Source organism: Streptomyces sp. NPDC001816, assembly GCF_042892235.1.
In the GTDB taxonomy this organism is placed as follows: Bacteria; Actinomycetota; Actinomycetes; order Streptomycetales; family Streptomycetaceae; genus Streptomyces.
Genome location: NZ_JBIATY010000015.1, coordinates 94,937 through 120,706 on the forward strand (window position 1 = coordinate 94,937; position 25,770 = coordinate 120,706).

At 68.7% G+C, this 25,770-nt stretch carries 20 protein-coding genes; 14 read left to right on the forward strand and 6 right to left on the reverse strand.

Going from position 1 to position 25,770, the window contains the following annotated elements; genetic code table 11:
• The first annotated feature begins 50 nt into the window (after positions 1–50).
• The 8 genes from ACFYZZ_RS38615 (at position 51) to ACFYZZ_RS38650 (ending at position 6,145) form a co-directional block, all read left to right on the forward strand.
• Entirely contained in the window at positions 51–623 is a 573-nt protein-coding gene (locus ACFYZZ_RS38615) for a 2-oxo-4-hydroxy-4-carboxy-5-ureidoimidazoline decarboxylase (RefSeq protein ID WP_389186670.1), read from the forward strand.
• A gap of 191 nt (positions 624–814) precedes the next feature.
• Positions 815–1,195: a succinate dehydrogenase, cytochrome b556 subunit gene (gene sdhC, locus ACFYZZ_RS38620; RefSeq protein WP_043406142.1), complete on the forward strand. Its 381-nt coding sequence runs from the start codon at positions 815–817 to the stop codon at positions 1,193–1,195.
• A gap of 5 nt (positions 1,196–1,200) precedes the next feature.
• On the forward strand, positions 1,201–1,683 hold the full coding sequence (locus ACFYZZ_RS38625; protein WP_386578449.1) for a succinate dehydrogenase hydrophobic membrane anchor subunit: 483 nt from the start codon (positions 1,201–1,203) through the stop codon (positions 1,681–1,683).
• Between the two features lie 19 nt (positions 1,684–1,702).
• Positions 1,703–3,457, forward strand: coding sequence for a succinate dehydrogenase flavoprotein subunit (gene sdhA / locus ACFYZZ_RS38630; protein ID WP_389186673.1), 1,755 nt, complete (start codon positions 1,703–1,705; stop codon positions 3,455–3,457).
• Entirely contained in the window at positions 3,457–4,218 is a 762-nt protein-coding gene (locus ACFYZZ_RS38635; protein WP_389186676.1) for a succinate dehydrogenase iron-sulfur subunit, read from the forward strand. Before sdhA ends, ACFYZZ_RS38635 begins: the two co-directional genes overlap by 1 nt.
• 156 nt (positions 4,219–4,374) lie before the next feature.
• Entirely contained in the window at positions 4,375–4,983 is a 609-nt protein-coding gene (locus ACFYZZ_RS38640; protein ID WP_389186679.1) for a Uma2 family endonuclease, read from the forward strand.
• An 88-nt stretch (positions 4,984–5,071) separates the two neighbouring features.
• The gene (locus tag ACFYZZ_RS38645; RefSeq protein ID WP_389186682.1) at positions 5,072–5,659 is read left to right on the forward strand and encodes a hypothetical protein; all 588 of its coding nucleotides are present in this window, start codon (positions 5,072–5,074) and stop codon (positions 5,657–5,659) included.
• An 87-nt stretch (positions 5,660–5,746) separates the two neighbouring features.
• Positions 5,747–6,145, forward strand: a complete 399-nt coding sequence (locus ACFYZZ_RS38650) for a VOC family protein (protein ID WP_389186685.1) — start codon at positions 5,747–5,749, stop codon at positions 6,143–6,145.
• Between the two features lie 79 nt (positions 6,146–6,224).
• Here ACFYZZ_RS38650 and ACFYZZ_RS38655 read toward each other — a convergent pair whose 3' ends face one another.
• Positions 6,225–6,638, reverse strand: coding sequence for a hypothetical protein (locus ACFYZZ_RS38655; protein ID WP_389186688.1), 414 nt, complete (start codon positions 6,636–6,638; stop codon positions 6,225–6,227).
• A 40-nt stretch (positions 6,639–6,678) separates the two neighbouring features.
• Positions 6,679–13,926 carry a polymorphic toxin-type HINT domain-containing protein gene (locus tag ACFYZZ_RS38660; protein ID WP_389186691.1) on the reverse strand — a complete coding sequence of 2,416 codons (7,248 nt, stop codon included), beginning with the start codon at positions 13,924–13,926 and terminating at the stop codon, positions 6,679–6,681.
• A 482-nt stretch (positions 13,927–14,408) separates the two neighbouring features.
• Here ACFYZZ_RS38660 and ACFYZZ_RS38665 point away from each other — a divergent pair, with 482 nt between their 5' ends.
• From ACFYZZ_RS38665 to ACFYZZ_RS38685, 5 genes are all read left to right on the forward strand, one after another.
• The gene (locus tag ACFYZZ_RS38665; protein ID WP_389186694.1) at positions 14,409–17,882 is read left to right on the forward strand and encodes a DNRLRE domain-containing protein; all 3,474 of its coding nucleotides are present in this window, start codon (positions 14,409–14,411) and stop codon (positions 17,880–17,882) included.
• Between the two features lie 121 nt (positions 17,883–18,003).
• A complete protein-coding gene (locus ACFYZZ_RS38670; protein WP_386578444.1) occupies positions 18,004–18,414 on the forward strand; it encodes a VOC family protein in 411 nt (136 codons plus the stop codon).
• Positions 18,415–18,521: 107 nt separating this feature from the next.
• Positions 18,522–18,929 (forward strand): hypothetical protein, encoded by a 408-nt coding sequence (locus ACFYZZ_RS38675; protein WP_389186697.1) that lies wholly within the window; start codon positions 18,522–18,524, stop codon positions 18,927–18,929.
• 5 nt (positions 18,930–18,934) lie between these two features.
• Complete coding sequence (locus ACFYZZ_RS38680; RefSeq protein WP_389187028.1) at positions 18,935–19,450, forward strand: thiol-disulfide oxidoreductase DCC family protein; 516 nt, start codon at positions 18,935–18,937, stop codon at positions 19,448–19,450.
• A gap of 9 nt (positions 19,451–19,459) precedes the next feature.
• Positions 19,460–20,206 carry a TetR/AcrR family transcriptional regulator gene (locus tag ACFYZZ_RS38685; protein ID WP_386578441.1) on the forward strand — a complete coding sequence of 249 codons (747 nt, stop codon included), beginning with the start codon at positions 19,460–19,462 and terminating at the stop codon, positions 20,204–20,206.
• On the opposite strand, the gene ACFYZZ_RS38690 is transcribed toward ACFYZZ_RS38685, so the two are convergent.
• The 3 genes from ACFYZZ_RS38690 to ACFYZZ_RS38700 all read right to left on the reverse strand — a co-directional run bounded on the left by ACFYZZ_RS38690 (position 20,207) and on the right by ACFYZZ_RS38700 (position 23,489).
• Positions 20,207–21,766, reverse strand: a complete 1,560-nt coding sequence (locus tag ACFYZZ_RS38690) for an ABC transporter substrate-binding protein (RefSeq protein WP_389186700.1) — start codon at positions 21,764–21,766, stop codon at positions 20,207–20,209.
• 197 nt (positions 21,767–21,963) lie between these two features.
• Complete coding sequence (locus tag ACFYZZ_RS38695; protein WP_389186703.1) at positions 21,964–23,232, reverse strand: metallophosphoesterase; 1,269 nt, start codon at positions 23,230–23,232, stop codon at positions 21,964–21,966.
• Between the two features lie 17 nt (positions 23,233–23,249).
• Complete coding sequence (locus ACFYZZ_RS38700; RefSeq protein WP_386578437.1) at positions 23,250–23,489, reverse strand: SCO4848 family membrane protein; 240 nt, start codon at positions 23,487–23,489, stop codon at positions 23,250–23,252.
• Between the two features lie 91 nt (positions 23,490–23,580).
• On the opposite strand from ACFYZZ_RS38700, the gene ACFYZZ_RS38705 reads away from it, so the two are divergent.
• Positions 23,581–24,816: a D-alanyl-D-alanine carboxypeptidase family protein gene (locus ACFYZZ_RS38705; protein WP_389186706.1), complete on the forward strand. Its 1,236-nt coding sequence runs from the start codon at positions 23,581–23,583 to the stop codon at positions 24,814–24,816.
• Here ACFYZZ_RS38705 and ACFYZZ_RS38710 read toward each other — a convergent pair.
• A complete protein-coding gene (locus ACFYZZ_RS38710; RefSeq protein WP_389187031.1) occupies positions 24,764–25,690 on the reverse strand; it encodes a YihY/virulence factor BrkB family protein in 927 nt (308 codons plus the stop codon). The two genes, ACFYZZ_RS38705 and ACFYZZ_RS38710, sit on opposite strands and share 53 nt — an antisense overlap.
• Positions 25,691–25,770: the final 80 nt, after the last annotated feature.

The following is a 25,770-nucleotide window of genomic DNA, read 5'->3' on the forward strand; positions in this document are numbered from 1 at the left end:
CTCGATAACGTGACGACACACCTTTCACGGCATCCCCTGCCACACCACATGTGACACGAGGACCCACGCTGCCTGCGCACCCTCTCCCGTACCTCCCCAAACCGCTGGACGCCTTCAACGCCGCACCCGCCGACGAAGCCCGCGCCCTGCTTCTGCACTGTCTGCGCAGCCTGCACTGGTCCCGCCGTCTGGCCGAGCACCGCCCGTACCCCGACCTGGACTCCCTCCTGGCAGCGGCGGACGAGGCGGCGTACGACCTGTCGCCGGGGGATCTGTCCGAGGCGCTGGCGAGCGAGTCGCTGCCCGAGCTGCCGGAGGACACGTACTCCGCCGCCCACACGGCCCTGAGTGCGGCCCACGCGGCCTACGAAGCCCGATTCGGACACGTTTTCGTCATCTATCTGGGTGATTGTCCGCGCGAGGAGACCCTCGACCGCATCCTCGAAGGCATCCGATCACGATTGACAAACGATCCTGAGGAAGAACGGGTACTAGCGGCAGAGGAACTCCGGCGCCTTGCAAGGCAGCGGCTGGAGCAACTCCTCAGGGGCGCGGGGCCGCATCTACCAGCGGCTCCGCCGCGGGGCGCGACCAGCCACAACGGCGCCGCACCCGGCAGATAACAGGACACCCCACCCCAGTAGCCGCAAGGCAATAGCCCATCCGATGCCAGTTTGATCACACAGGTAGGCCCCCCGTAAGCGGCAGCGCACCGCATGGATACGATGCTGAGGGCCGGTGGACCGTACCCGGCCGGGCCCGACCGACACCGAAGCCGGCGCGGCCCTAGTCCCCGCTCCCGGAGGGTTCTTCCGTGCCGGCTGGAACGCTGTACCGCGGCCGGGAAGGAATGTGGTCCTGGGTGGCTCACCGAGTCACCGGCGTCCTCATCTTCTTCTTCCTGTTCGTTCACGTGCTGGACACCGCACTCGTCCGTGTCTCCCCCGAGGACTACGACAAGGTCGTAGCCACGTACAAGACGCCGATCGTCGCGCTGCTGGAGTACGGCCTCGTCGCCGCCATTCTCTTCCACGCGCTCAACGGCCTGCGCGTCATCGCCGTCGACTTCTGGTCGAAGGGCCCGCGCTACCAGAAGCAGATGCTCTGGACCGTCGTCGGCGTCTGGGTCGTCCTGATGGCCGGGGCGATCTACCCCGTCCTCGGCCACGCCGCTCGTGTTCTGTTCGGGAGCTGACGCCCATGTCCACGACTGAAACCACCGCGTCCGGAGTCGGCCCCGTCGAGGGTGCCCCCGTCTACACGGTCGACACCCCGGCCCCGCTCATCGAGGCGCCGCGCAAGCGGACCAAGAAGACCCCGAAGTCCACGCGGGGCAACTTCGAGATGGCGGCCTGGCTGTTCATGCGCCTGTCCGGCGTCGTGCTGGTCGTCCTCGTCCTCGGCCACCTGCTGATCCAGCTCGTGCTGGACGGCGGCGTCTCCAAGATCGGCTTCGCCTTCGTGGCCGGCCGCTGGGCGTCCCCGTTCTGGCAGGTCTGGGACCTGCTGATGCTCTGGCTCGCCATGCTGCACGGCGCCAACGGCCTGCGCACGGTCATCAACGACTACGCGGAGCGCGCGAACACCCGGCTGTGGCTCAAGGGCCTGCTCTACACCGCCACGGTGTTCACCATCCTGCTGGGCACGCTGGTGATCTTCACCTTCGACCCGAACATCCGCTAGGCACGGGGCTGCGAGAATCATGAAGATCCACAAGTACGACACCGTCATCGTCGGCGCCGGTGGCGCGGGCATGCGCGCCGCCATCGAGTCGACGAAGCGCAGCCGCACCGCGGTGCTGACCAAGCTCTACCCCACCCGCTCCCACACGGGCGCCGCGCAGGGCGGCATGGCCGCCGCGCTGGCCAACGTGGAGGAGGACAACTGGGAGTGGCACACCTTCGACACGGTCAAGGGCGGTGACTACCTGGTCGACCAGGACGCCGCCGAGATCCTGGCGAAGGAGGCCATCGACGCCGTCCTCGACCTGGAGAAGATGGGCCTGCCGTTCAACCGCACCCCGAACGGCACCATCGACCAGCGCCGCTTCGGCGGTCACAGCCGTAACCACGGCGAGGCGCCGGTCCGCCGGTCCTGCTACGCCGCGGACCGCACCGGCCACATGATCCTCCAGACGCTGTACCAGAACTGCGTCAAGGAGGGTGTGGAGTTCTTCAACGAGTTCTACGTCCTGGACCAGCTGATCACCGAGGTCGACGGCGTCAAGAAGTCGGCCGGTGTGGTGGCGTACGAGCTGGCCACCGGTGAGATCCACGTCTTCCAGGCGAAGGCGGTCATCTACGCCTCCGGCGGCACCGGCAAGTTCTTCAAGGTGACGTCGAACGCCCACACGCTGACCGGTGACGGCCAGGCCGCCGTCTACCGCCGCGGTCTGCCGCTGGAGGACATGGAGTTCTTCCAGTTCCACCCGACCGGCATCTGGCGCATGGGCATCCTGCTGACGGAGGGCGCCCGTGGTGAGGGCGGCATCCTCCGCAACAAGGACGGCGAGCGCTTCATGGAGAAGTACGCGCCGGTCATGAAGGACCTCGCGTCCCGTGACGTCGTGTCCCGCTCCATCTACACGGAGATCCGCGAGGGCCGTGGCTGCGGTCCCGAGGGCGACCACGTCTACCTCGACCTCACGCACCTCCCGCCGGAGCAGCTGGACGCCAAGCTCCCGGACATCACGGAGTTCGCGCGCACCTACCTCGGCATCGAGCCCTACACGGACCCGATCCCGATCCAGCCGACCGCGCACTACGCGATGGGCGGCATCCCGACGAACGTCGAGGGTGAGGTCCTGGCGGACAACACCACCGTCGTCCCGGGTCTGTACGCGGCCGGCGAGGTCGCCTGCGTGTCCGTGCACGGTGCCAACCGCCTCGGCACCAACTCGCTGCTGGACATCAACGTGTTCGGCCGCCGTGCGGGCATCGCCGCCGCCGAGTACTCCCACACGGCCGACTTCGTCGAGCTGCCGGAGAACCCGGAGGCCTTCGTCGTCGAGCGGATCGAGCAGCTGCGCAACTCCACCGGCACCGAGCGGGTCGCCCAGATCCGTCGCGAGCTGCAGGAGACCATGGACGCCAACGTCATGGTGTTCCGCACCGAGCAGACGATCAAGACGGCCGTCGAGAAGATCGCCGAGCTGCGCGAGCGCTACAAGAACGTGGCGATCCAGGACAAGGGCAAGCGGTTCAACACGGACCTGCTGGAGGCCATCGAGCTGGGCAACCTGCTCGACCTGGCCGAGGTCATGGCGGTGTCGGCCCTGGCCCGCAAGGAGTCCCGCGGCGGTCACTACCGCGAGGACTACCCGAACCGCGACGACGTCAACTTCATGCGCCACACGATGGCGTACCGCGAGGTCGGCGCCGACGGCTCGGAAACCGTCCGTCTCGACTACAAGCCGGTCGTCCAGACCCGCTACCAGCCGATGGAGCGTAAGTACTGATGGCAACTCCTGTTCTGGACAAGGCGGAGGCGGAGGCCGCGTCCTCTCCCTACATCACCGTCACCTTCCGGGTCCGCCGCTTCAACCCGGAGGTCTCGGCCGAGGCGACGTGGGAAGACTTCCAGCTGGAAATCGACCCGAAGGAGCGTGTCCTCGACGGTCTCCACAAGATCAAGTGGGACATCGACGGCACCCTCACCTTCCGCCGTTCCTGCGCGCACGGCATCTGCGGCTCGGACGCGATGCGGATCAACGGCAAGAACCGCCTTGCCTGCAAGACGCTGATCAAGGACATCAACCCCGAGAAGCCGATCACGGTCGAGCCCATCAAGGGCCTCACGGTCCTCAAGGACCTGGTCGTGGACATGGAGCCGTTCTTCCAGGCCTACCGGGACGTGATGCCCTTCCTGATCACGAAGGACACCAACGAGCCGACGCGCGAGCGTCTGCAGTCCGCCGAGGACCGTGAGCGCTTCGACGACACGACGAAGTGCATCCTCTGCGCCGCCTGCACGTCCTCCTGCCCGGTGTTCTGGAACGACGGCCAGTACTTCGGCCCGGCCGCGATCGTGAACGCCCACCGCTTCATCTTCGACAGCCGTGACGAGGCGGGCGAGCAGCGCCTGGAGATCCTCAACGACCGGGACGGCGTGTGGCGTTGCCGCACGACCTTCAACTGCACGGACGCCTGCCCGCGCGGTATCGAGGTCACGAAGGCGATCGCCGAGGTGAAGAAGGCGCTGATCACGCGCCGCTTCTGACGTCGTCGTCCGTACGTCGGTGAGGGGCCCCGTTTCCGCTGGAGACGGGGCCCTCTGACGTGCGGAAACACGATCGGGTGAACATAATCGCGCAGGACGCACGGCATGCTCCGCCCTACGATGATGGTCTCGGCACCAGCCCACGGGAGGCACGTGATGTCCGCTGCAGCCGTCGAGCGGCCCTCTGGAGACCGTCCGCTGATCGCGGAAGCCAACCGGATCATGGAGCGCTTTCCGGGCTACCGCGTCGAGATCATCGGAGGCCAGATCCTCGTGTCCCCGCCCCCGGACGGCGCCCACGCCCGCGCCCTGACCGACCTCATGGTCCCCTTCCTGACAGCCGGGCTGCACGGACCGGAATCACAAGTACTCCAGGGCATCGGCCTCTGGCTCCCCGCCGGGGTCGAGGATTACGCAATTCCGGACCTCGTCGTCGTGGACGCCGACTTCGAGGAACACTTCGTCGAGAACAACTGCTACGACCCCGTCTGCTTCCGCCTGGTCCTGGAGGTCACCTCCAGCAACTACCGGACCGACCTGCGCACCAAGGTCGCCGCGTACGCGGAGGCGAAGGTCCCGGTCTACGTCATCGTCGACCGCAAGCACCAGCGCCTCCACGTCCTCACGGACCCCGCCGGGGACAAGTACGAGAATCACCGCCCCCACGCCCCCGGCGAGATGGTCGCCCTCCCCGACTCCCTCGGCGCCAAGGTCACCCTGGACGTCGCCGAGATCCTCGAAGCGGGCCACCCTCGCCGCCCGTGAGCCCCTGAGGCTCGCTGCGTATCCGGGGCCGGGAACTGGCAGGATGATCCTTCCAACCGACAGATGCGGCCATCAGGGGGACGACAGCATGACCGAGCCGAATCCGCAGACCGGCGCGAACCAGTGGGGCCCCGGGCACACTCCAGCGCCGCCCGCACAGCCCCCGGCCTTCCCCGCACAGCCGCAGGGGACGCCGGCCTACGGTTACCCGGCCCAGCCCCCGAGCGCGCCCGGCTACGGCTACCCCGCGCCCGTGGGGCAGCAGGGGTACGGGTTCCCGCACCAGCCGGCGGCTCCGGGCGCACCTGGTGCTCCCGCGCCGATGGGCGGCGCCCCGCTGCTGACCCTCGGGGACATCACGGTGCTGGACGGACAGATCATCACTCCGGCCGGGCAGCTGCCGCTGCGGGGCGCGGTGTGGAACGCCACCGACATGTCGCACACCGAGGAGAAGATCCCGACACACGCCGTCGTACTGGCGATCGTCTTCTTCCTCTTCTGCCTGCTCGGCCTGCTCTTCCTCCTGATGAAGGAGAAGAAGACCACGGGCTTCATCCAGGTCACCGTGACCAGCGCGGGCCGACACCACTCCACGATGATCCCGGCGCACGGCCCGGACTCCTTCCCGGCCGTCATGGCACAGATCAACTACGCCCGCTCACTGAGCAGCATGTAGACCCGCCCCACCCTTCCAGAGGAGCCCCGCCGAGCCCGCCTCGGTGGGGCTCCTCGCATCCGGACGCATTCCACTTAGTCTGACGACATGTCAGACAAAGAGTCGTACGAACTGCTCGGCTTCGACAACGTGCTGCTGCCCGTCGGGGACCTCGGCGAGGCCGTCGGGTTCTACGAGCGGGCCGGATTCGCCGTCGGATTCCGGTTCGACGAGGCCGGGATCGCACTGCTGAAGGTCGGCGGCGAGACCCCCGGGATTCTGCTGCGCGTCGAGGACGGGCTGGGGCACCGGACGCCGCTCTGGCCCTCGCCGCGCCTGTGGCTGGAGGTGCCGGACGCGCGGGCCGCGGCGCGGGAGCTGGCCGCCGCCGGAATCCCGCCGCTGGACGAGGTGTTCTCGGTGGCCACCGGCTGGACCGTCGAGATCGCCGACCCCTGGGGGGCGATCCAGGAAGTGAAGCGCGCGCTGATCACGCGTCGCTTCTGATCTTCCAGGCCAACGCCGGGGGCCCCGCTCCTTCAAGGAGCGGGGCCCTCGTGCGTGCAGCGGCCGGCCCGGCGGACCGCTAGTCGACGACCTCGATCGTGACGCCGAACCAACGCCGCACGTCTTCAGCGAACTCCTCGCTTCCCCGTGGGGGAATCACGTGATGCCACCAGGCGAGCGCCTCCGGATCGGCGAGCTGGATCCCCACGGTCGCGATCTCACGGAACCGTTCGTCCACGGTCTGCACCGCGGCCGAGAAGTCGGCGAACCCCGGCAAGCCCCGCAGCGACTCGTCCGCGAGAGCTCGCTCGATGTCGTCGCGCACCCCGATGTCGAAGACGTACTCGGGAAACACATCGTCGTACCCCGCCGCGCACGCGTTCACGAATCCTCGCCAGGACGCCAGATCCCGCAGGGCGGAAACCCCCTCACGACGTCCTGTTGCGAGCTGCACGCGCTCGTACGCCTGAAGGAACTCGGTTCCGATACCCAAGGTCCCTCACCACCTTCCGAAGAGACTGCCCGGCGTCCTGTCACTCGATGAAGACACCGCCGAACCTCTCCTGCTGCTCCTGCATGTAGGCGTCCAGATCCCTGTCCGGGCGGAAGAAGCTCATGATGTTCCCCCGGTTGTCCACGATTCCGAAGTAGCCGGTCTCGCGGTCCATTCGGAACAGCGTTCCCTCCTCCGACACCAGGTCACCGCTGCGCGGGCCTCCGGACATGAACCTGCTGGCTGCTGCCTTGTACGCCTTGAATCCCCCAGGACCGTTGAACTCGGGCAAGTCCGGCTTGTGGTGGCCCTTCGCTCCGGTCCACCTGCCCTTCCCGTTCAGCTGCACACCGAACGTGTGCTTCATGTAGTGCGTGAAGGCCTGCATGGAACTGCGGAATGTCGGTATCGGTCCGCAGGTCGAGTTGTGGACCAGTACCGGAGTGTCCCCGGCCAGCACATAGTACGTGTGCAGGTCGTCGACGGTGAGGTTGTACGTCCGCGCCCGCTGGGTGAAGGCACGGTTGGCTGTGACGACGACCGTGTCGCCCTTCTCGGTGCGCAGGGTCATACCCGGGGTGAGCTTCCCTGCCGGGACCCAGTCGTGCCGGGACGGGGACCAGAAGGGGTGCTCGTGGGTGGCGGTGAGCTTCTCGATGCCGTCCTCGGTGGCGATGGACAGTTCGTTGAAGTACTTGTCGCCGTCGGTCCGGATGAGACGCGTGACCTTCTTCGGCTCGGTCCTGCCGGTCTCGGGGTCGGTCGCCAGGACCTTGTCGCCGAGCTTCACGTCCTCGATGTCCTTGGTGGAGCCGTCGGCCATGAGGACATCCGTGCCGGCCAGGAAGCACTTGCAGTCGACGGCCTTCCCGATCTCCGCGACGTCGTCCGCGTACTTCTCGTACTTGCCGTACTTGCCGAGCTTCAGGAGCTTGAAGACCTTGCCCCAGGGCAGGTCCAGAGCCATCGGGCCACAGTTGCCCCAGCTCACGTCGTCCTTGCACTCGGCCGCCTGGTCGGTGTCGAAGACGAAGAAGTTGAACAGGTCCTTGGCCTGCTGCTTCCTCCGGTTCTCGCCCAAGGGGGCGATGCCGTTGTAGATGCCGTACTTGCCGACCGTGACATAGGTCTTGGCCCTGAACCGCCCGGCGGTGTGCGTGTACGTGAACAGCGTCGAGCCGTCGGAGCGGGAGGTCATCTTCTGCTGGACCATGTGCTGGGTCCAGTGGCCGTTTCCGTCCTGGGTGAACCACTCCTTGGTGCCCGGCGGGCAGCCGCCCATCTCGCAGACGCCCACCGGGCGCTGGCCGTCCGGGTCGGAGGTGGAGACGGGGCTGTTGCGGGCGTAGGCGTAGCCGTTGATCTGGAGCGGGTCGGCGATGTCCATGACCGGGTCGGCGGACAGGAAACGGCCCGAGTTCTGGTCGTACTCGCGCGCCCCAATGTGGGTCAGGCCGGTGGCCGCGTCGTCGATGCCGGTGCCGAGGTAGCCGCGCTTGTTGGGCCAGGCGGACGGCTTGGTGCCGCGGACCTCGCCGTATGGCTTGAAGGCACGGCGGATCACAGTCTGGCCGGAGGCCACGTCCACGGACGTGTTGGCCGTGCCCACGTGGTCGGCGAGCAGGACGCTGAGCTTGTGGCCGGTGGTCGCGCCGTTGGTCGTGGAGCGCACGACGGTGGGTGCGCCTTCTTGGGTGTAGGAGCGCGAGGCGCGGGTGATGGTGCCCGTCGCGTCCGTCGTCAGTTCCGTCTCGTCCAGATACAGGGTCGAACCGGAAGACGAGTTCTCCAGGATGCGGTTGCCGTCGGCGTCGTAGACGTAGGTCGTCTTCTTGCCGTCGTCGGTGATCGACTCCAGCCGGTTCTCGGGCGTCCAGACCAGGTTCTGGGTGGTGTTGGAGAGGTCCCGCACCTCGGTGTTACCGGCCGCGTCGTACGTGTAGACGCTTCCCTTGCCGGTGGGGGTGGAGGTGATCGAGGTGGCCGTGTGCGGCTGTGTCCTGGCACCGCCGCTGTCCGTCTTGCCATAGCCGTACCTGAACGTGACGTTCTTCGTCGCGTCGGCCGTGTCGTGCTCGGTCAGGGTGGCGCGGTTGCCGAGCCAGTCGAAGGTGAACGACTGCCGGTAGGCCGTGCTTCCGGTGGAGACGGTGCTGGTGTCCGGTGCCGCGGCGGCAAGCGTCGAGGTCAGCGCGGAGTCGGGGCCGGCTGCGTCCGTGGCCTCGTCGGGGGCGTCGGCGACCGGGCCGGAGGAGGCCGCGTAGTCGGTGCGGTAGCCCCAGGTCGTGCCGTTCGATGCCGTGCAGCCGGTGCCCTTGCCATCGGGCGTGACCTTGGACGTCCAGGCGTGCACCAGCTCGCCGAGGACGTCGTAGGTGAAGCACTGGGTGTCCCAGGTCTCCCCCGCCGCGTCCGCCAGCGTGCGGGCGTTGGAGGTGATGGTGCCGGAGGCGTCGTAGGAGTAGTAGCTGTCGGTGATGCGGTGCGGTCCGGCGGTCTCGCGGTCGGTGACCGTGCGCTGGAGCCGGCCGGTGTGCGGGTCGACGAAGTTCGTCGTCCACACCCGGTAGGGCTGGGTGGCGGAGACGGTGCGCAGCACCTCGCCGTAGGGCGAGTAGGTTGCGTCGGACGTGTACCAGGTCAGGCCGGAGGTCGACTCGGGAAGTCCGTCGGCGTCGTAACGGGTGACGACCTTCTCGCTCGCCAGACCGCCCTTGGCCGGCAGGGTGACCGACAGCGGCTTGCCCGTCGGCGTGTACGTGTAGGTGTACGCGTACGTGCCGGACAGTCCCGTCGTCATCGAGTTCGCCGGGATGACGGTCTCGGTGCCGGTGACGTGGTACTCGGAGTCATATCCGGTGACCCGGTTGACGTAGTCGCCGTCGGCCGTGTGCCGGATGGAGGAGCTGGGCTTGCCGATCCCGCCGGGCGCGTCGTCGTAGGTGTACTCACGGACCGGGCTGGCGGTCGCGGAGCCCTGCCGCACATAGCGGGGCCGACCTAGCGGATCATACTCGGTGAAGGTCTCCTGCTTGCGGGCGTTGTGCAGACGGTTGGGACGGTCGGCTTCGTCGTACCAGGTGTCGGTGGTGCCGGTGTCGGGGTCGGTGGCGGAGGTGATCCGGCCGCGGGCGTCGAAGACGTACGACCAGACGTTGCCGGCGGGGTCGGTGACCTTGCTGCGGTTGCCGCGTGCGTCGTACTCGTAGGTGGTGCTGCGGCCGGAGGTCGAGCCGGAGTCCTCCTTGCTGTAGTGCTTGACGGAGGTGACCCGGCCGAGGGCGTCGACGTAGGTGCGGGTCCGGGGGGCGGTGGAACCCGGCGGGTTCACGTACGTGCTGGTGTCGCCGTAGCTGGTGTACGTCGCGTACTTGTAGTCGCCGCTGTGGTACGTGGAGGCGCGGACCTCGCGCTCCAGGCCGTCGTAGCGGTGTTTGATCCAACCCGGGATCACTGACTTGGACTTGGGGGCGAACAGCTCGGTGGTGGGCTCGCCCTTGGCCAGGTAGCCGCTGGTCGTCTCGTCGACGAGGCCGTGGTCGTTGTAGGAGGTGTCGACGACGATCCGGCCGGCACCGTGCGCCTCGCTCTGCTTCTGGACCTCGCGCTGGAGACCGTCGTAGAGGGTCACCTCGCGGGCGTAGGTGCCGTCGTCCTTGAGCGTCTGGACGGTGACCGCCGCCGGACGGTTCTCGTCGGAGGTGGCGATGGCCAGCTGGTAGGAGATCTGCACGGCCGGCGACTGGCCGACGGCCGAGCGGGAGGGGGACCAGCCCTTCACCAGGCGGCCCAGCGCGTCGTACTCGTCGCGGGTGACACGGCCGTTGGGGTCCGTGACCGTCAGGGCGAGTCCGCGTCCGGGGTCGTAGGTCGTGGTAGTGGTGTGATCCTTGGCGTTGATGGACTTGACCTCGGTGACCGGGCCGCCCTCGTCGCCGGGGGTGTACTTGGTCTCCGTCGTGCCGGTGCCGGGGGCGGTGACCGTGCGGACCCGGCCCAGCGGGTCGTAGGTGGTCTTGACGACGAAGGAGTACGCGGTGCCGGCGCCGTCGATCTCGGCCTTGGACGTGACCAGGCCCTTGGTCGGCGCGGCCCCGTAGGCCAGGTCGTCGTAGGTGTTCCGGACCGCCGACTTCAGCTTGGTGGCGGGGTCGGCCGTGGCCTGGGCGGCACAGCTGGTTCCGGTGACGCGCTGCTGCTGGGGCAGACCGATGAGCCAGGCCGAGGTGTTGTGCACATACGTCGTGGTGGTGCACGTCTGGTCGGAGAGGGTCTCGCCGGTGCCATCGGGTCTGACGACGGACGTCTCCACCTGGAGCGGCAGACCGTAGGTGTCGTCGTACGTGGTCAGCGTGCGCACGGCGCGCCAGCTGGTGTCGACGGTCTGGATCACGTCCGTCCGCTTGACGCCGACGCGGTGCGCGAGCAACGGCTCGCCGGCCGTGCCGTCCTCGTTCTCCCGGGTCCGGGAGGCGGTCTGCTGGGACTCGGGGAAGTTCAGATCCCGCTTTACGGTCTTGCCGTCGGAGTTGAGGTAGGTGATGGTCTCGGCGGTCATGCCCGCGTACTGCGGGGCGTCGTCCGCGAGGAGCGTGTACATCTCCTTGGAGTCCTTCACCTCGCCGCCGACGCCCTGGAAGTAGCGCGTGACGGTGTACGATTGAGGGTTGACCTCGCCAGACTCGGAGACGGTCTTGCTGCCCTTGCGGACGGAGACCTGCCGGTAGCCCTTCCAGTCGCTGTAGGTGCGCAGCGACGGGCGGGTGAACTCGTCGTCGCTCCTGGCCCAGGCGGGCCCGGAGTACGCGTAGGTGGTGACGACGGGCTTTCCGTGCGAGGTGACCTTGTCCGTCTCGGTGACGGAGGCCACGACGTACTTGTTGAACCAGGACTTCTTCGGCGTGCGTTCGTCACCGTCGGGCGACCATCGGACGGGGTAGCAGGTTCCGTTGGTCTTGCCCTTGTCCTCGGCGGGCTCGCTCGCGCAGCCGCCGGTGTACTCGACCTCGATGTCACCGCCGTATTCGGTGGAGACGGTGCCGATGCGAGGGCGGGTGAAACCGGGGCGCTGGTCGCTCTTGCCGGTCATCACCAGGTTGGGCAGCTGGCGGTCCTTGAGGCGCGCGCGCAGCGGCGACGTCGCGCCGACGGTGTACGCGGAGAAGCTGACGCCGTCCTTGGACTGGAGGGTGCCGGTGGTGTCGCCGGGGGCGTACCCGGTGCGGGTGAGGGAGTTCAGCCACAGGCCGGGCGCGGTGTCGTACCAGTCCTCCGGGAAGGACTGGTGCAGCGTGTACTTGTCGACCGGGCCGAGGCCGGTCTGGCCGGCGCGGGCTGCTTTGGTCGTGACGGTGTCCAGGCGCAGCTGGGTCCAGAAGGAGGGGAACGCCGGGCAGAGCTTGGACGTGGACTTGCAATTGAGATTTCCAGGGGTGTCCCACCAGGGGCGGTAGGCGCCGGGGTCGTCGGTCTTGGCGAAGTTGGCGGGGTCGCAGGCCGTGGTGGACTTCAGACAGCGCTGCTCGACACCGAACTCGACCTTCGCGGACGGCTTGGTCAGGTCGCTGCGCATGCCGTACTCGATGACCGCCGGGGTGGCGTAACGGTCGTACTGCTCGGGCGACTTGAACTTCTTGCGGACGGCGTAGTAGTTGGTCTCCTGCTTCCAGGAGACCACCATCGTGTTGCCGTGCACGTCGACGACTTTGTCGAGGCCCCAGCGCCAGGCCTGCTGCTTGCCGGCGCCGCAGCGGGAGTCGGCGAAGGCGTCGACGTGGCAGGGCTCCTTGGGGTGGTTGCCGAAGACGGGCACGGTGGACACGGAGCCGGTGTCGGCGTGGCCGCCGCCGACCTTGTTGAGGCCGTAGTAGTACTTCGTACCGTCGCGGGTGGTGACGACCCAGTACTCGCCGTTGTTGTCGCCGTTGTCGCCGCCGACCTTGTGCTCGACACGAGTGCCGTCGTCCTGCTGGAGGCGGTAGATCTCGGTGTCGGTCTCGGGGTTGCTGCCGGAGGCGGCGGCGCGGACCAGCTCGGTGGTCCGGCCGTTGAGGGACATCACCGCGTTGTACGACACCCAGCACAGGTCGGACGTCTTGTCCTTCTTGGCCGTGTTGTTGGGGGCGCCGGCGTCGAGAGTCTTCCGGTCGTCCTTGCAGCTTCGGTAGCGGCGCTCGATGTAACCGGGGTCGTAGCCCCAGCCCTCGCCGATCCAGGAGGCCTGGGGCGAGGAAACGGCGGTACGGCCGTCCACGGTCTGGGAGTTGTACTCGAAGGAGACCTTGGGCGCGGGCCCGGCGGGCGGCTCCGGGACGGTGAGCGGGTAGGACCAGGTGAAGGCCCCCGAGGACCCGGCCACCTCCCACTTGCCGTCGGAGGCGAGCGGGGTCGCCGTGAAGGAACCGCCGTTGCCGGAGCCTGAGTCGACGGCGCCGACGACCGCGGTGTCACCGCCCGCGGCGGCCGGCGTCGCGGACGTGGAGGTGCGATAGGCGGCCTGGAACACCCCGCCGCCGCCCGCCGGGGCGACGGGGGCAAAGGCGGGGGTCACGGTGCCGTCGGCGGCCGGGTCGACAGTGGCGGTAAGGGACTTGGACGCCGTGTCGTTGCTGGTCTCCAGCTCCTCGTAGGTCTGGCACGCCTCGTCGTCGGGCGTGGTCAGGTAGCACTCGGGGAACTGCACGAACCGCAGCCTGGACGCCCAGTCGGCGCCGTAGAGGTTCTCGAACTTGGTGTAGTCGAGCTTCACGGAGACAGGCACCGCGCCGGTGGCAGGGGCCTGCACCTTGAGCACGGCACCCTCGACGCCCTGGCCGACGGCGGAGGCCCGGTCCGGGATGGTGACCTGCCAGGTTCCGGTCGGCGCCGGCTGGTCGGGAGCCTGGCCGAGGCTGACCGGCAGGGTGCCGACCGGGCTCATGGCGGCCGGCTCTGCCGAGGCGGTGGAGCGCAGGGAGGTCGGCGTGGTCGAGGCGGCGCCGAAGGTCACCGAGCCCGTCACGTCGGACGGGGGCGTCACGGTTCCGGCCGGGGCCTGAAGCAGGTCCTTGGGTATGTCACCCAGCAGGCTCTCCAGATGACGGGAGAACACCTTGCCCTGGACGGGCACTTCGCTCTCCAGGTGCTCCAACTCGACCGTCTCGCGCCCGGGCACGTCCTGGGTCGGGTTGGGGTCGGGCGGCAGCGCCAGCGACTGGGTGGGCAGGAGCCCCACCAGCAGGGCGGCTGCCACGGTCGGCAGCGCCGTACGGGCGAGGCGGCGACGGGCATGCGAAGGGCGGCCGAACACGACGAGGTCCCCCCGGACCACTTGAGGCGGGCCGGTGACGGACCACGCGCGATGGCATAAAGACAGCGTGAATTCTGTGGCCAGGCTGTGAAGAAACGCCAGGTTGCCGGCGTTCATGTGAAAACGATCACGGTGCGCAACGGGTGATCAGCCTATGAAGAGGCTGCAACTGACCTTTTTTGACTGCGAGTTGCCCTTACCTGTTTCTTGACGACTTCTCACCGGAAAGTCACGCCGAAGGATTCAAAGTCGCCGGTCGCTCGTCCGGTTTTGGGGATGTTCGTGCCTTCACGGGCTGAGAGGCCCCACTCACTTCGGCCGTCGTGCGTCCCTCACCGCCCGACGCCCCACAAGGCACACACGCCACGCGCACAGGATGACGACAGCACCTTCATGAGTCATCATCAGCTGCCCGGCGGGGGGCAGTTCCGTCCCGCTCGTCGGCTCCGAGGGGAAGCTTTGAGGGGAAGGGAACTCGCCCGATGACGCGCACCTGGCGTCTCAGGCCCGGTCGTCGGGCCACCGCGGCACTGCTCGCGAGCGCGGTCGCCGCGACCGGCATCGTCTGTGCGGGACTGGCACTCGACGGTGACGGCGCGTCGGACACGACCGGCCAGCACAGGCACACCCGGCCGGTCACCGAGTCCGCGGCCCTCGCACAGGCCGCCAGGACCAAGCGGAACGTCGAGGTCACCGCCGCGCGCACCACCCACTCCACGACCTGGGCACGGCCCGACGGCCTGATGGCGAAGCGGCTGTACTCCTCTCCGATCCGCGCCAAAGTGGACGGCGAGTGGCGGCCCGTCGACCCGAGTCTGCACCGCACCGACGAGGGCTGGGAACCGAAGGCCACCAACACCCGGATGGTGTTTTCGGCCGGCTCCGGAAAGCGCAAGGAGAGCGGGCGGGTCTCCAGGACACAGGTGCGGCGGGTCTCCCTGCTGAAGTCCACCGTCGACACCGGCACTCCGCTGGTCACCCTGTACGTCGGCGGGGGCGACGACGCGATCCAGCTGACCTGGCCGGGCGCGATACCGACACCGGTCGTCGACGGCAACCGCATTCTGTACCCGGAGATCTTCCCTGGCGGCGACTTGGTGCTGACCGCCGACGACGACGGCTTCGGTCAGGTTCTGGTGCTGAAGAACCGTCAGGCCGCGGCCGACCCGCACACACAGCAGCTCGCCTACGGGCTGCACTCGGCCAGTCTGACCTTCCGGCTCGACCCCGCCTCCGGCATGATCAGCGCCGAGAACGGCTACGGCGACGAGGTTGCGGTCTCGCCGACCCCGCTGATGTGGGACAGCAGCGGTCAGCCCGCCGTCACCGACGGCACGGTCGGTGCCAGCGCGCAGCCGACCGCCCCAGAGTCGCCGGATCCGACCGGCTCCGTGAGCGAGTCCCCGTCGGACACGGCGAGCCCGACCGAGGACGCCGCAGTGTCGGACGAGCAGAGCGACACGGACGTCGAGGTGCTTCCTTCGGCCAGCGACGGCCCCGAACCGACGGTGTCGGAGTCCCCGCCGCCGACCGCGCCTGCCGAGCCGACCCCGGGCCCCTCGCAAACCGGTTCCGCCGCGACCCTGAGCCTGGCCTCCCTGGACGGCCCGTCCCCCGACTCGCGCGGCGACCTCGTCGAGGCCGACCTCAGCGGCGGCCAGTGGACTCTCACCCCCTCCCGGGACTTCCTCGACGACCCGGCCACCACCTACCCGGTCTTCATCGACCCGGCGGTCAAGAAGCACGTCCAGAACTGGACCACCGCCTACAACCGGCATCCCAACGCCACGTTCTACAACGGCAAGGGCTTCAACAAGGGTGGTACGCACGAGGCCCGGGTCGGCTTCGAGTCCGACACCTGGGGCACCTCACGGTCGTACTTCAACATCAGCTTCGACAAGGACCTCAAGGGTACGAAGATCACCAGCGCCAAGCTGCGGATGCTGGAGACGTACTCCTGGTCGTGCCAGGACCGCTCGATGAGCGTCCACCTCACCGGTGAGATCGACGCACACACCAACTGGAAGAACGCTCCGAAGCTGCACGATGGCAACAAGCTGGCCACCAAGAGCTTCGCGCACGGCTACAAGTCCGGCTGCCGGGACGCCTTCGAGGCCTTCGACGTGAAGAAGGGCGCCCAGAAGGCCGCCGACAAGGGCGAGGACACCATCACCTTCGGGCTGCGTGCCCGGGACGAGAACGCCCAGTACGCGTGGAAGAAGTTCCAGGCCGACGGGGACTACCCGCCGGTGCTCGAACTCGTCTACAACCGCAAGCCGGCCATCGTGTCCAACTCCCTCGACCTCGGCCCCGACGGCAAGTGCACCACCAACACGCCGTACGTCCGCATGGGCTCCGGTGACCTGACGTTCACCGCGAAGGCCACCGACAAGGACAAGAACCTCGACTACTTCGACTTCGACCTGTGGGAGACCGGCCACTGGGACACCACCGGCGACCTGCTGAAGTCGACCGGCAAGGTCTCCGCGGGCGGCGACACCGACAGCGCGCTGCGCACCACGTCGAAGTTCTCCACCAGCGGTCTCAAGAGCGGCGCCACCTACTCCTGGCGGGTCCGGGCGATGGACGACGCCGGCTCCACCTCCCCCTGGTACCCGAAGACACCGTGCCGGTTCGTCCTCGACACCACCGCGCCCCGCCCGCCGAAGGTCAGCTCCGCCGACTTCCCCGACGCCGACGGCAGCGAGAACGGCTTCGGCAACGACGCCGAGGACGCCAACTGGTCCGCCAAGAAGTTCGGCACACCCGGATCGTTCACCGTCCGGGCCCTGAACACGGACGTCATACGGTACGAGTACGGGTTCAACTCGGCCAGCTACACCGGTAGCTTGGCCCGGACGAGCGGCACGGCCACCAGTGTCAGCGCCACCATCTCGAATGCCAAGCCGCCGACCGCCGGGCCGAACGTGCTGTACGTCCGGACCGTAGACGGTGCGGGCAACCCGTCGGAGCCCACGAAGTACTTCTTCTACGTCACCCCGCGGGACCAGGCCGACAAGCCCGGTGACTTCACCGGCGACGGGCTGCCCGACCTGATGACCGTCACCGAAGCCGGCAACCTCGCGCTCTATCCCTCCCAGGCCGACAAGGACGTGGTCAAGGGCACCGGTGACCTGGACTACTCCATGCCAGGGGCCTACCGGGACAACCCCGACAAGGATCCCAACGGCGACGATCTGCCCCCGTACGTGTCCGCCCCGAGCGGCCACTTCAAGGGTGCCCTGATCACCCACAACGGTGATATCTACGGTGGTGACGGCCTCCAGGACCTCGTCGTACGGGTCTCAGGCAAGCTCTGGGTCTATCCCGGCGACGGCTACGGAGCGGTCAACATCGACAAGCGCAGGGAAATCCTGCTGCCCGCCGACTCCCCGGATCCGGGCACATTCACGCAGATCGTGGCGGCCGGTGACGTCACCGGTGACGGGCGGACCGACTTCTTCGCCACCGTCCGAAGGAGCGACGGCACCGACGACGAGCTGTGGGCCTTCACCGGCTACCACGGCGCCACCGTCGACCAGGCGATCCGACTGTCCGGCTCGGCGTGGAAGGACCGTGACATCGTCCTCGCCCAGGACGTCTCCGGTGACAAGGTGGCTGACCTCGTCTACCGCAGCGACGTCTCGGGCAGGCTGCTGCTCCGCAAGGGCATCGCCGCGTCCGGCAGCGGGGTCGATCTCACCTCGCTGGCATCGGGCGCCAACTCCTCCGGGGGCGCTGACACGTACTGGACCGGCGAGGGCTGGCACACCACCTCGATACAGCACATCCTGGGCACCCCGGACGCCAACGGCGACGGCATTCCCGACGTGTGGACGGTGCGCTCCGACGGATCGGTGCGCTTCTACGCCGGCGACCGCGCCAGCCTGCCCGGCTCGGGGACCGAGATCATCGGCCCGTCCTCGTGGTGGAAGACACGCATCGCCGTCGGGTGAGGCCACTGCACAGCCGATATGGGCCCCGCCCCCGGTCTCACCCCGGGGGCGGGGCCCTCGGTATGGTGCGCCGCCTGAGGCAATCACGAGATCCGGCCGGGCGGCGTTCTAAGCTGACGGTATGTCAGACAAAGAGTCGTACGAACTGCTCGGCTTCGACAACGTGCTGCTGCCCGTCGGGGACCTCGGCGAGGCCGTCGGGTTCTACGAGCGGGCCGGATTCGCCGTCGGATTCCGGTTCGACGAGGCCGGGATCGCACTGCTGAAGGTCGGCGGCGAGACCCCCGGGATTCTGCTGCGCGTCGAGGACGGGCTGGGGCACCGGACGCCGCTCTGGCCCTCGCCGCGCCTGTGGCTGGAGGTGCCGGACGCGCGGGCCGCGGCGCGGGAGCTGGCCGCCGCCGGAATCCCGCCGCTGGACGAGGTGTTCTCGGTGGCCACCGGCTGGACCGTCGAGATCGCCGACCCCTGGGGGAACGTCCTCGGCTTCACCGACTACACCAAGCGGCGGACCCTGGGCCGCAGAGGCTGAGACGAGGGTCTCCTACCGCCCCCACCCATTGAGTTGAACATGTTCAAAAGCAGGGCTACAGTCACGCCTGTCAGCGTTTTGAACGCGTTCAAGAAGGGGTGGGGCGCATGGACCGCATCGTCATCGCCTATGTCATCTACCTGGTCGTCAGCATCTCGCTGACCGTCTGGGTGGCCCGCACGCTGAGCCACAACGGCCGGGTCTTCCTCGCCGACGTGCTGCACGGCAACGAGAAGCTCGCCGACGCCGTCAACCACCTCCTGGTGGTCGGCTTCTATCTCGTCAACCTCGGCTTCGTGGCCCTGTTCCTGACCGACAACAGCGACGTCAGCGACACCCGGGCCATCTTCGAGGTGCTGTCGGTCAAGCTCGGCGTGGTGCTGCTGGTGCTCGGCGCGATGCACCTGGGCAACGTGTACGTGCTCAACAAGATCCGGCGGCGCGGGATCATGGAGCGCGAGCAGCAGCCTCCGGTGCAGCCGCAGGGCTGGATGCCGCCGACGGTCGGGGCGTGACGGCCATGACGGCCACGGGTGACCGGGACGCCACGGGCGTCCCGGTCCGCCGGCTCACCGTCCTGTACGACGCCGAGTGCGCCCTGTGCACCCATCTGCGCGACTGGCTGGTACGGCAGCCGCAGCTGGTGCCGCTGGAGCTGGTGCCGGCCGGATCCGCCGAGGCCCGCAGGCGCTACCCGGGGCTCGACCACTCCGCCACCCTCGACGAGATCACCGTGATCGGCGACTCCGGCCAGGTCTACCAGGCCTCCCGGGCCTGGATCGTCGTCCTGTGGGCCCTGCGCGAACACCGCCCGCTCGCCCACAAGCTGAGCACCCCGGCCGGGGCCAAGCTGGCCCGGGGTGCGGCGCTGGCGGCCGCGAAGTGGCGGGGTGCGCTGTGGGGCGGTACGCAGCGGGGCGGTGCGCAGTGGGGTGGGCAGTCGTACCGACGCGCGGACGGGTGGGCGTACCACCCGGGCACGGGCTGGAGTTACAACCCGCCGTCCTGTTCAGACGGTGCCTGCCCGACTGGTTAGGCTCCTCCCGTGCCCGCGAAGAACGACGGCCCCGAAGCCGGATCCCCGACCAAGTCCGAGCAGACCCGCGCCCTGATCCTGGAGACCGCCATGCGGATGTTCCAGGAGCGGGGCTACGACAAGACGACCATGCGGGCCATCGCCAAGGAGGCCGGGGTCTCCGTAGGCAACGCCTACTACTACTTCGCGGGCAAGGAGCACCTGATCCAGGGCTTCTACGACCGGATCGCCGCCGAGCACCAGGTGGCGGTCCGGGAGGTCCTGGACCGGGAGACCGACCTGGAGGCGCGGCTCGCGGGCGTGCTGACCGCATGGCTGGACATCGCCAAGCCGTACCACGAGTTCGCGGTGCAGTTCTTCAAGAACGCCGCCGACCCCGACAGCCCGCTCAGCCCGTTCTCACCGGAGAGCGAGCACGCTCGTGAGCAGGCCATCAGCGTCCACCGTGAGGTGCTGGCCGGATCCAAGTCCAAGGTCGCGCCCGAACTCCGGGACGTGCTCCCGGAGTTGATGTGGCTCTCCCAGATGGGCCTCGTCCTGTACTGGGTGTTCGACCGCACCGAGGGACGTGAGCGCAGCTACCGGCTGGCCCGCCGGGGCGCGCGGCTGACCGCCCGCGGGGTCGCCCTGGCCCGCTTCCGGGTGCTGCGCCCCCTGGTGCTCGAAGTCCACGAACTGTTCACGGACTTCCTGCCGGGGATGACGAAGGCACTGCCGGACCCGGGGGCCAGGGCTCGCCGCGACGAGACGGGCTGATCAGATCCACTGCAGACGCCACAGGCGGAAGACGCCCGTGCCGTCCGTGAGGTACTGGCCGCCGCCGACGTCCTCGGTGCTGACCACGTACTCCTTGCGCTGCCACAGCGGGATCAGTGGCACGTCGGTCGCCACGGCCGCCTGGATGTCATGGAAGTCGTTCGCGGCCCGCGGGCGGTCGGCGTACTGCTGGCTGTCCAGGATGAGGTGGTCGACGACCTTGTTGCTGTAACCGGTGGCCATGGTGGAGCCGGTGGCGACGAGCGGGGAGCCGAAGGTGTCCGGGTCGGGGTAGTCGGCCACCCAGCCGACCGCCCACGCGTCCATCTTCCCGGCGGCCCAGCGCTTCTGGAAGTCGGTCCACTCGTAGCCCCGGACGTCCACCTTGAACAGGCCGCCCGCCTCCAGCTGCTTCTTCAGCTCGGCGGCCTCCTTCTCGCCCGCGCCCCGGTTCTTGCCGTAGCCGAAGGTGAAGTGCACCGGCAGGGTCACGCCGGCCTGGGTGAGCAGGTCCCGCGCCTTCTGGGTGCTCTGTGTCGGGTAGTCGTCGAAGAAGGCGGTGGTGTGGCCGGTGATGCCGGTCGGGATCAGCGAGTACAGCGGGTCGACCGTGCCCTCGTACACCTTGGCGGCCAGCTTCTCGCGGTTGACCAGCCAGGCCAGGGCACGGCGCACGCGCACGTCGTGCAGCGGCGAGGCGGCGCGGGTGTTGAGGTAGAGGTTGCGGGTCTCGGCGCTGTCGGACTCGGTGACGCGGTTGTCCGGGTCGCTCGGGTTCAGCCGGGACAGCACGCTCGGCGGCAGCGTCCGGGTGGCGACGTCGACCTGCTTGTCCTGCCAGGCGCTGTTGAGCTGGTCGGAGTCGGTGTAGTAGCGCAGCTCGATCGGGCGGCCGGTGCCGCTCAGATAGCCCTTGTAGTTCCCGTACGGGTCGAGGTCGGCCTTCTCGTCCTTCGTGTACGAGGTCAGCGTGTACGGGCCGGTGCCGTCGACGCCGTCGTCCTTGCGCAGGGCGGTGGCCGGGTACTTGTCCTTGTCGACGATGGCACCTGCGCCCGTGGCGACCTTCAGCGGGAAGGTGGCGTCCGGGGACGACAGATGGAAGGTGACCGTCGTCGCGCTGTCGGCAGTCACCGTGCCGAGCGTGGAGAACAGCGACGCCGGGCCGACGGGGGCGTCGATCTTCTTCACCCGCTCGAAGGAGTACCGGACGTCGTCGGCGGTCATCTTGCGCCCGCTCGGGAAAGTGATGTCGTCACGCAGCCGGCACTGGTACGTCTTCAGCCCGCTGCCCACGAAGTCGCAGCTCTTCGCGGCGTCCGGGACCGGCTCGACACCGCCCGGCTCGAAGGTGAGCAGCGTCTGGAAGACGTTGCTGAACAGGGCCCAGGAACCGGCGTCGTACGCGCCCGCGGGGTCCAGTGAAGTGACGGCGTCGGTCGTACCGACCCTGATCGTCTTGTTCTTGTCCGTTTGCGACGGCAGCAACTGCCAGCCGCCGATTCCCACGACAGCGAGTACGAGCAGCGTCACGAGAATGCGCATGCGAACAGATCGCATGGTGGTGCCCTCCCCAGGCCCTCCAGGGCCCTACCCCTGGCCAGCACATTTTCGCCACTCCCCTAAGCGGCGCGGCTCACCTAATCACAGGACTTTCACCTGGGGGAAGGGCTTTCTGACCAGATGTGCAAGAACTTACCGAGACGTTGTTTCCGCTGGGTTTCACAGCGTCTTCACAGGGGTGGGGTGAGTTTTGGTCACGCTCGCGTCGCGGCGAGTTCGATCACTGTCACGTCCGACGGCGCCCCCACACGCGTCGGCGGACCCCACGCGCCCGCGCCCCGGCTGACGTACAGCTGTGTGTCGCCGTACCGGTCGAGACCGGCCACGGTCGGGTTGGCCGCGGCGGCGATGAGGTTACCGGGCCAGAGCTGGCCGCCGTGGGTGTGGCCGGAGAGCTGGAGGTCGACGTCGTACCGGACGGCCTCGTGGATCTGCACCGGCTGGTGGGCGAGGAGCACGCAGGCGCGGGCCGGGTCCCGGTCCCCGAGCGCCTTGTGGAAGTCCGGGCCCTGGCCCTCGCTCTCGCCCTGGAGGTCGTTCACGCCGGCCAGGTCGAAGTACGGCAGCTCGGTGCGCGCGTTCTCCAGCGGGTGCAGGCCGAGCGTGCGCACCTCGGCGACCCACTGTTCGGCGCCGGAGAAGTACTCGTGGTTGCCGGTCACGAAGAACGCGCCGTGCCGGGCGGTGAGCTGGGCGAGGGGTGCGGCGGCCGGGCCGAGGTCCTTGACGCTGCCGTCCACCAGATCGCCGACGACCGCGATCAGGTCGGGCTGGGTGGCGTTGACGGTGTCGACGACCCGCTGCGCGAAGCCACGGCCCAGGACGGGGCCGAGGTGGATGTCGCTGACGACGGCGATCCGGAAGCCGTGTGCGGCGCGCGGGAGTTTGGCGAGCGGGACGGTGACCCGCTTCACCCGGGGCCCGCGCAGAACGCCGTAGGTGCCGTAGCCGACGGTACCCACGGCTGCGGCGGCTGCGGCTCCGCCGATGACGCGGGAGACGACCAGGCGGCGGGTGGGGTTCTGTGCCGTGGGTTCCTGGGCCGGTTCCGGTGCCGCAGCGGGCGTACTTGGGGGCTCCGCCCCCGCGACCGCCGGGCCGTGCACGCCCGTCGCCAGAAGCTGTCGGCCGGGAAGTGGCTCCACGGGGTGCCGCCGGTCCAGGACGCGTCTCAGCATCGGTCGTACCGTCTCTCCCGCCACCACCGCCAGCAGCAGGTACAGCGCCAGCGCCATCCACAGGAAGCCGGGCCAGGCGAGGGTGCGCTGGAGCCAGAAGGGGGCGCCCGAGCGATCGGCGACCAGGGCCGTGATCATCAGGAGCGGGCCTGCGACGAAGACCACCGTGCCGGCGCGGCGGGCGCGGCCCGGGCCGCGGGTCGTGTCGCGGACCAGACGGCGCCACACGTACCAGTGCCCCAGCACCAGGACGGCCAACGCGACAAGGACGAAGACGATGACCACGCTGCCGAGTTCCCCCGCTATGACATCCGGCGCAGTGCGCGCAGTCCGCGCAACCCGATGACCCCGATGACCGTCCCCAATACGAAGGAGACGACCGCCAGCAGCAGGTGCACCCAGAAGTACGCGGTCGGGTGACCGTCGTCGAAGGCGAGACCGCTGGCGTCCTTGACCAGGTTCTTGACGAAAGTGACCCAGATGACCCAGCTCCACACCCCGAAGGCGAGCAGGAACCAGGAGACCGGGCGGCTGAGCTTCATGACATCAGTATCGCCGTTCGATGTGCGGTTCCGTGTCCGGGGTGGGGTGGGCGACGGGACTTCGCGGCCCGTGCCGGGTACGTTCAGGGCCGTGCCCGCACCGAAGAAGACCGTCAGGCGATCCCTGCTGGTCACCACCGCCACGCTGCTGTCCCTGTCCGTCACCGTGCCCGCCGCGCTCGCGGCCCCGACCCCGTCGACGAGCCCGACGGCCACGCCCCCGGCGCAGATGTCGCAGGTCGGCGGAGCCCGGCTCGGGCTGCCCGGGACGCAGGTGAACCTCGCCGCCGGCGTGCCCGTGCTCCCCAAGGACCTCACCGCCCGCTCCTGGGTCGTCTCCGACGCCGAGTCCGGCGATGTCCTCGCCGCACACAACGCGCACTGGCGGCTGCCCCCGGCGAGCACCCTGAAGATGCTGTTCGCCGACACCGTGCTGCCGAGGTTCCCGAAGACGACCGAGCACAAGGTGGTGCCGAACGACCTGGCCGGCATGGGCGTCGGCTCCAGCGTGGTCGGGATAAAGGAGGGCCACACCTACACCGTCCACGACCTGTGGCTCGGCGTCTTCCTGCGCTCGGGCAACGACGCCGTGCACGTGCTGTCCGCGATGAACGGCGGCATCGCGCGGACCGTCAAGGACATGCAGGACCACGCCGACGAACTGCAGGCCCTGGACACGCACGTGGTCAGCCCGGACGGCTACGACGCGCCGCGGCAGATGTCGTCGGCGTACGACCTGACGCTGTTCGCCCGCTCCGGGCTGCAGAAGAAGGACTTCCGCGACTACTGCTCGACGGTGCGGGCGAAATTCGGGGACGGCGAGATCCAGAACACCAACCGGCTGCTGAGCGGCGACACCGACGTGCCCGTGTACCAGGGCATCGCCGGGGTGAAGAACGGCAACACCACCAACGCGGGCGCCACCTTCACCGGTGTCGCCGAGCGGAACGGCAGGGTGCTGCTGGTCACGGTGATGAACCCGGAGAAGCACGAGCACAACGAGGTCTACAAGGAGACGGCGAAGCTGCTCGACTGGGGCTTCAAGGCGGCGGGCAAGGTCAGCCCGGTGGGCGAGCTGGTCCCGCCGAAGAGCGCCGCGCAGTCCACCCCGAGTCCCGGCGCCACCGCCTCCGCCGGGGCGGCGGGGAAGACCGGCGGGTCCGGCTCGAAGCCGGTGGCGAGCGCCACCGCCACGGGCGGCTCCAGCGGCGTCGGGATCGCCCTGGCCGTCGCCGGCGGGCTGCTGGTGCTGCTCGGCGGCGGGGTGTTCCTGGTCAACCGCCGTTGGCCGCTGCCTGACCTGATGCGCCGTCGGACGCGGTCCTGACGTCCTCGCGTTCGCTCTCCTCGTTCTCCTTGCTCGGCGTCGCCGTCCAGGCGGCGCTGAACAGGAGGAGTTTCGCAGTGAAGTTGATCCACAGCAGCAGCGCCACGGGGACGCCGAACGCGCCGTACATGCTCTTCGCGGCGACCCCCTGGATGTAGCCGCTGAGCAGGAGCTTCAGCAGTTCGAAACCAACCGCCCCGATGAGCGCCGCCACCAGCAGGCGGCTGCGCGGTGGCTCGACGCCGGGCAGCAGGGTCAGGACGTAGAGCAGGACCAGGAAGTCGGCGAGCACGGCGACCGAGAACGCGATGATCCGCAGCAGGATGCCACCCCAGCTCGCCCGGTCGAGGCCGGCCTGGTCGGTGATCCAGCCCACCAGCGCGGAGGCTACGGTGGAGATGGCGAGCGTGGCGACGACGGCTCCGCCGAGACCGACCAGGATGCCCGCGTCCTTGGCCTTGGCCAGGACCAGGTTCTCCTCGCTGTCGGGCAGTTCCCACACCGCGCGCAGGCAGTCGCGCATCTGGCTGACCCAGCCCATCCCGGTGAACAGCAGCACGACACCGGCGATGATTCCGACGGTGCCGGCGTTCTGGACCAGGGCGCCGATGTTCAGCTGGTCGGAGAGGCCGGGGACCTGGTCGGCGATCTTGTTCTGCAGGTCCTTCTGCTGAGACTCGCTGAGCGTGGCGGCGGCGATCGCGGCGGCCAGCGTCAGCAGCGGGAACAGTGACACGAAGCTGATGAAGGTCATCGCGGCGGCCAGCCGCGTCCACTTCACCCGGTCAAGACGCTCGTATGACCGCCATGCGTGCGTGGACATCACCCAGGTGACGACCGGCCCGATACCAGGGAGCTTCTTCAGCCACTCCATGATCGGACTGTGCCCGTTCTGGGTGGCGTCAACACCGCGTTTCTTCAGCAAGACAGACATATGCGGACGATACGGTCGGC

Coding starts and splice junctions, on each gene's coding strand:
- ACFYZZ_RS38625 (WP_386578449.1), top strand. CDS start 1,201: ATGTCCACGACTGAAACCACCGCGTCCGGAGTCGGCCCCGTCGAGGGT.
- sdhA (WP_389186673.1), top strand. CDS start 1,703: ATGAAGATCCACAAGTACGACACCGTCATCGTCGGCGCCGGTGGCGCG.
- ACFYZZ_RS38635 (WP_389186676.1), top strand. CDS start 3,457: ATGGCAACTCCTGTTCTGGACAAGGCGGAGGCGGAGGCCGCGTCCTCT.
- ACFYZZ_RS38640 (WP_389186679.1), top strand. CDS start 4,375: ATGTCCGCTGCAGCCGTCGAGCGGCCCTCTGGAGACCGTCCGCTGATC.
- ACFYZZ_RS38645 (WP_389186682.1), top strand. CDS start 5,072: ATGACCGAGCCGAATCCGCAGACCGGCGCGAACCAGTGGGGCCCCGGG.
- ACFYZZ_RS38650 (WP_389186685.1), top strand. CDS start 5,747: ATGTCAGACAAAGAGTCGTACGAACTGCTCGGCTTCGACAACGTGCTG.
- ACFYZZ_RS38665 (WP_389186694.1), top strand. CDS start 14,409: ATGACGCGCACCTGGCGTCTCAGGCCCGGTCGTCGGGCCACCGCGGCA.
- ACFYZZ_RS38670 (WP_386578444.1), top strand. CDS start 18,004: ATGTCAGACAAAGAGTCGTACGAACTGCTCGGCTTCGACAACGTGCTG.
- ACFYZZ_RS38675 (WP_389186697.1), top strand. CDS start 18,522: ATGGACCGCATCGTCATCGCCTATGTCATCTACCTGGTCGTCAGCATC.
- ACFYZZ_RS38680 (WP_389187028.1), top strand. CDS start 18,935: ATGACGGCCACGGGTGACCGGGACGCCACGGGCGTCCCGGTCCGCCGG.
- ACFYZZ_RS38690 (WP_389186700.1), bottom strand. CDS start 21,766: ATGCGATCTGTTCGCATGCGCATTCTCGTGACGCTGCTCGTACTCGCT.
- ACFYZZ_RS38700 (WP_386578437.1), bottom strand. CDS start 23,489: ATGAAGCTCAGCCGCCCGGTCTCCTGGTTCCTGCTCGCCTTCGGGGTG.
- ACFYZZ_RS38710 (WP_389187031.1), bottom strand. CDS start 25,690: ATGGAGTGGCTGAAGAAGCTCCCTGGTATCGGGCCGGTCGTCACCTGG.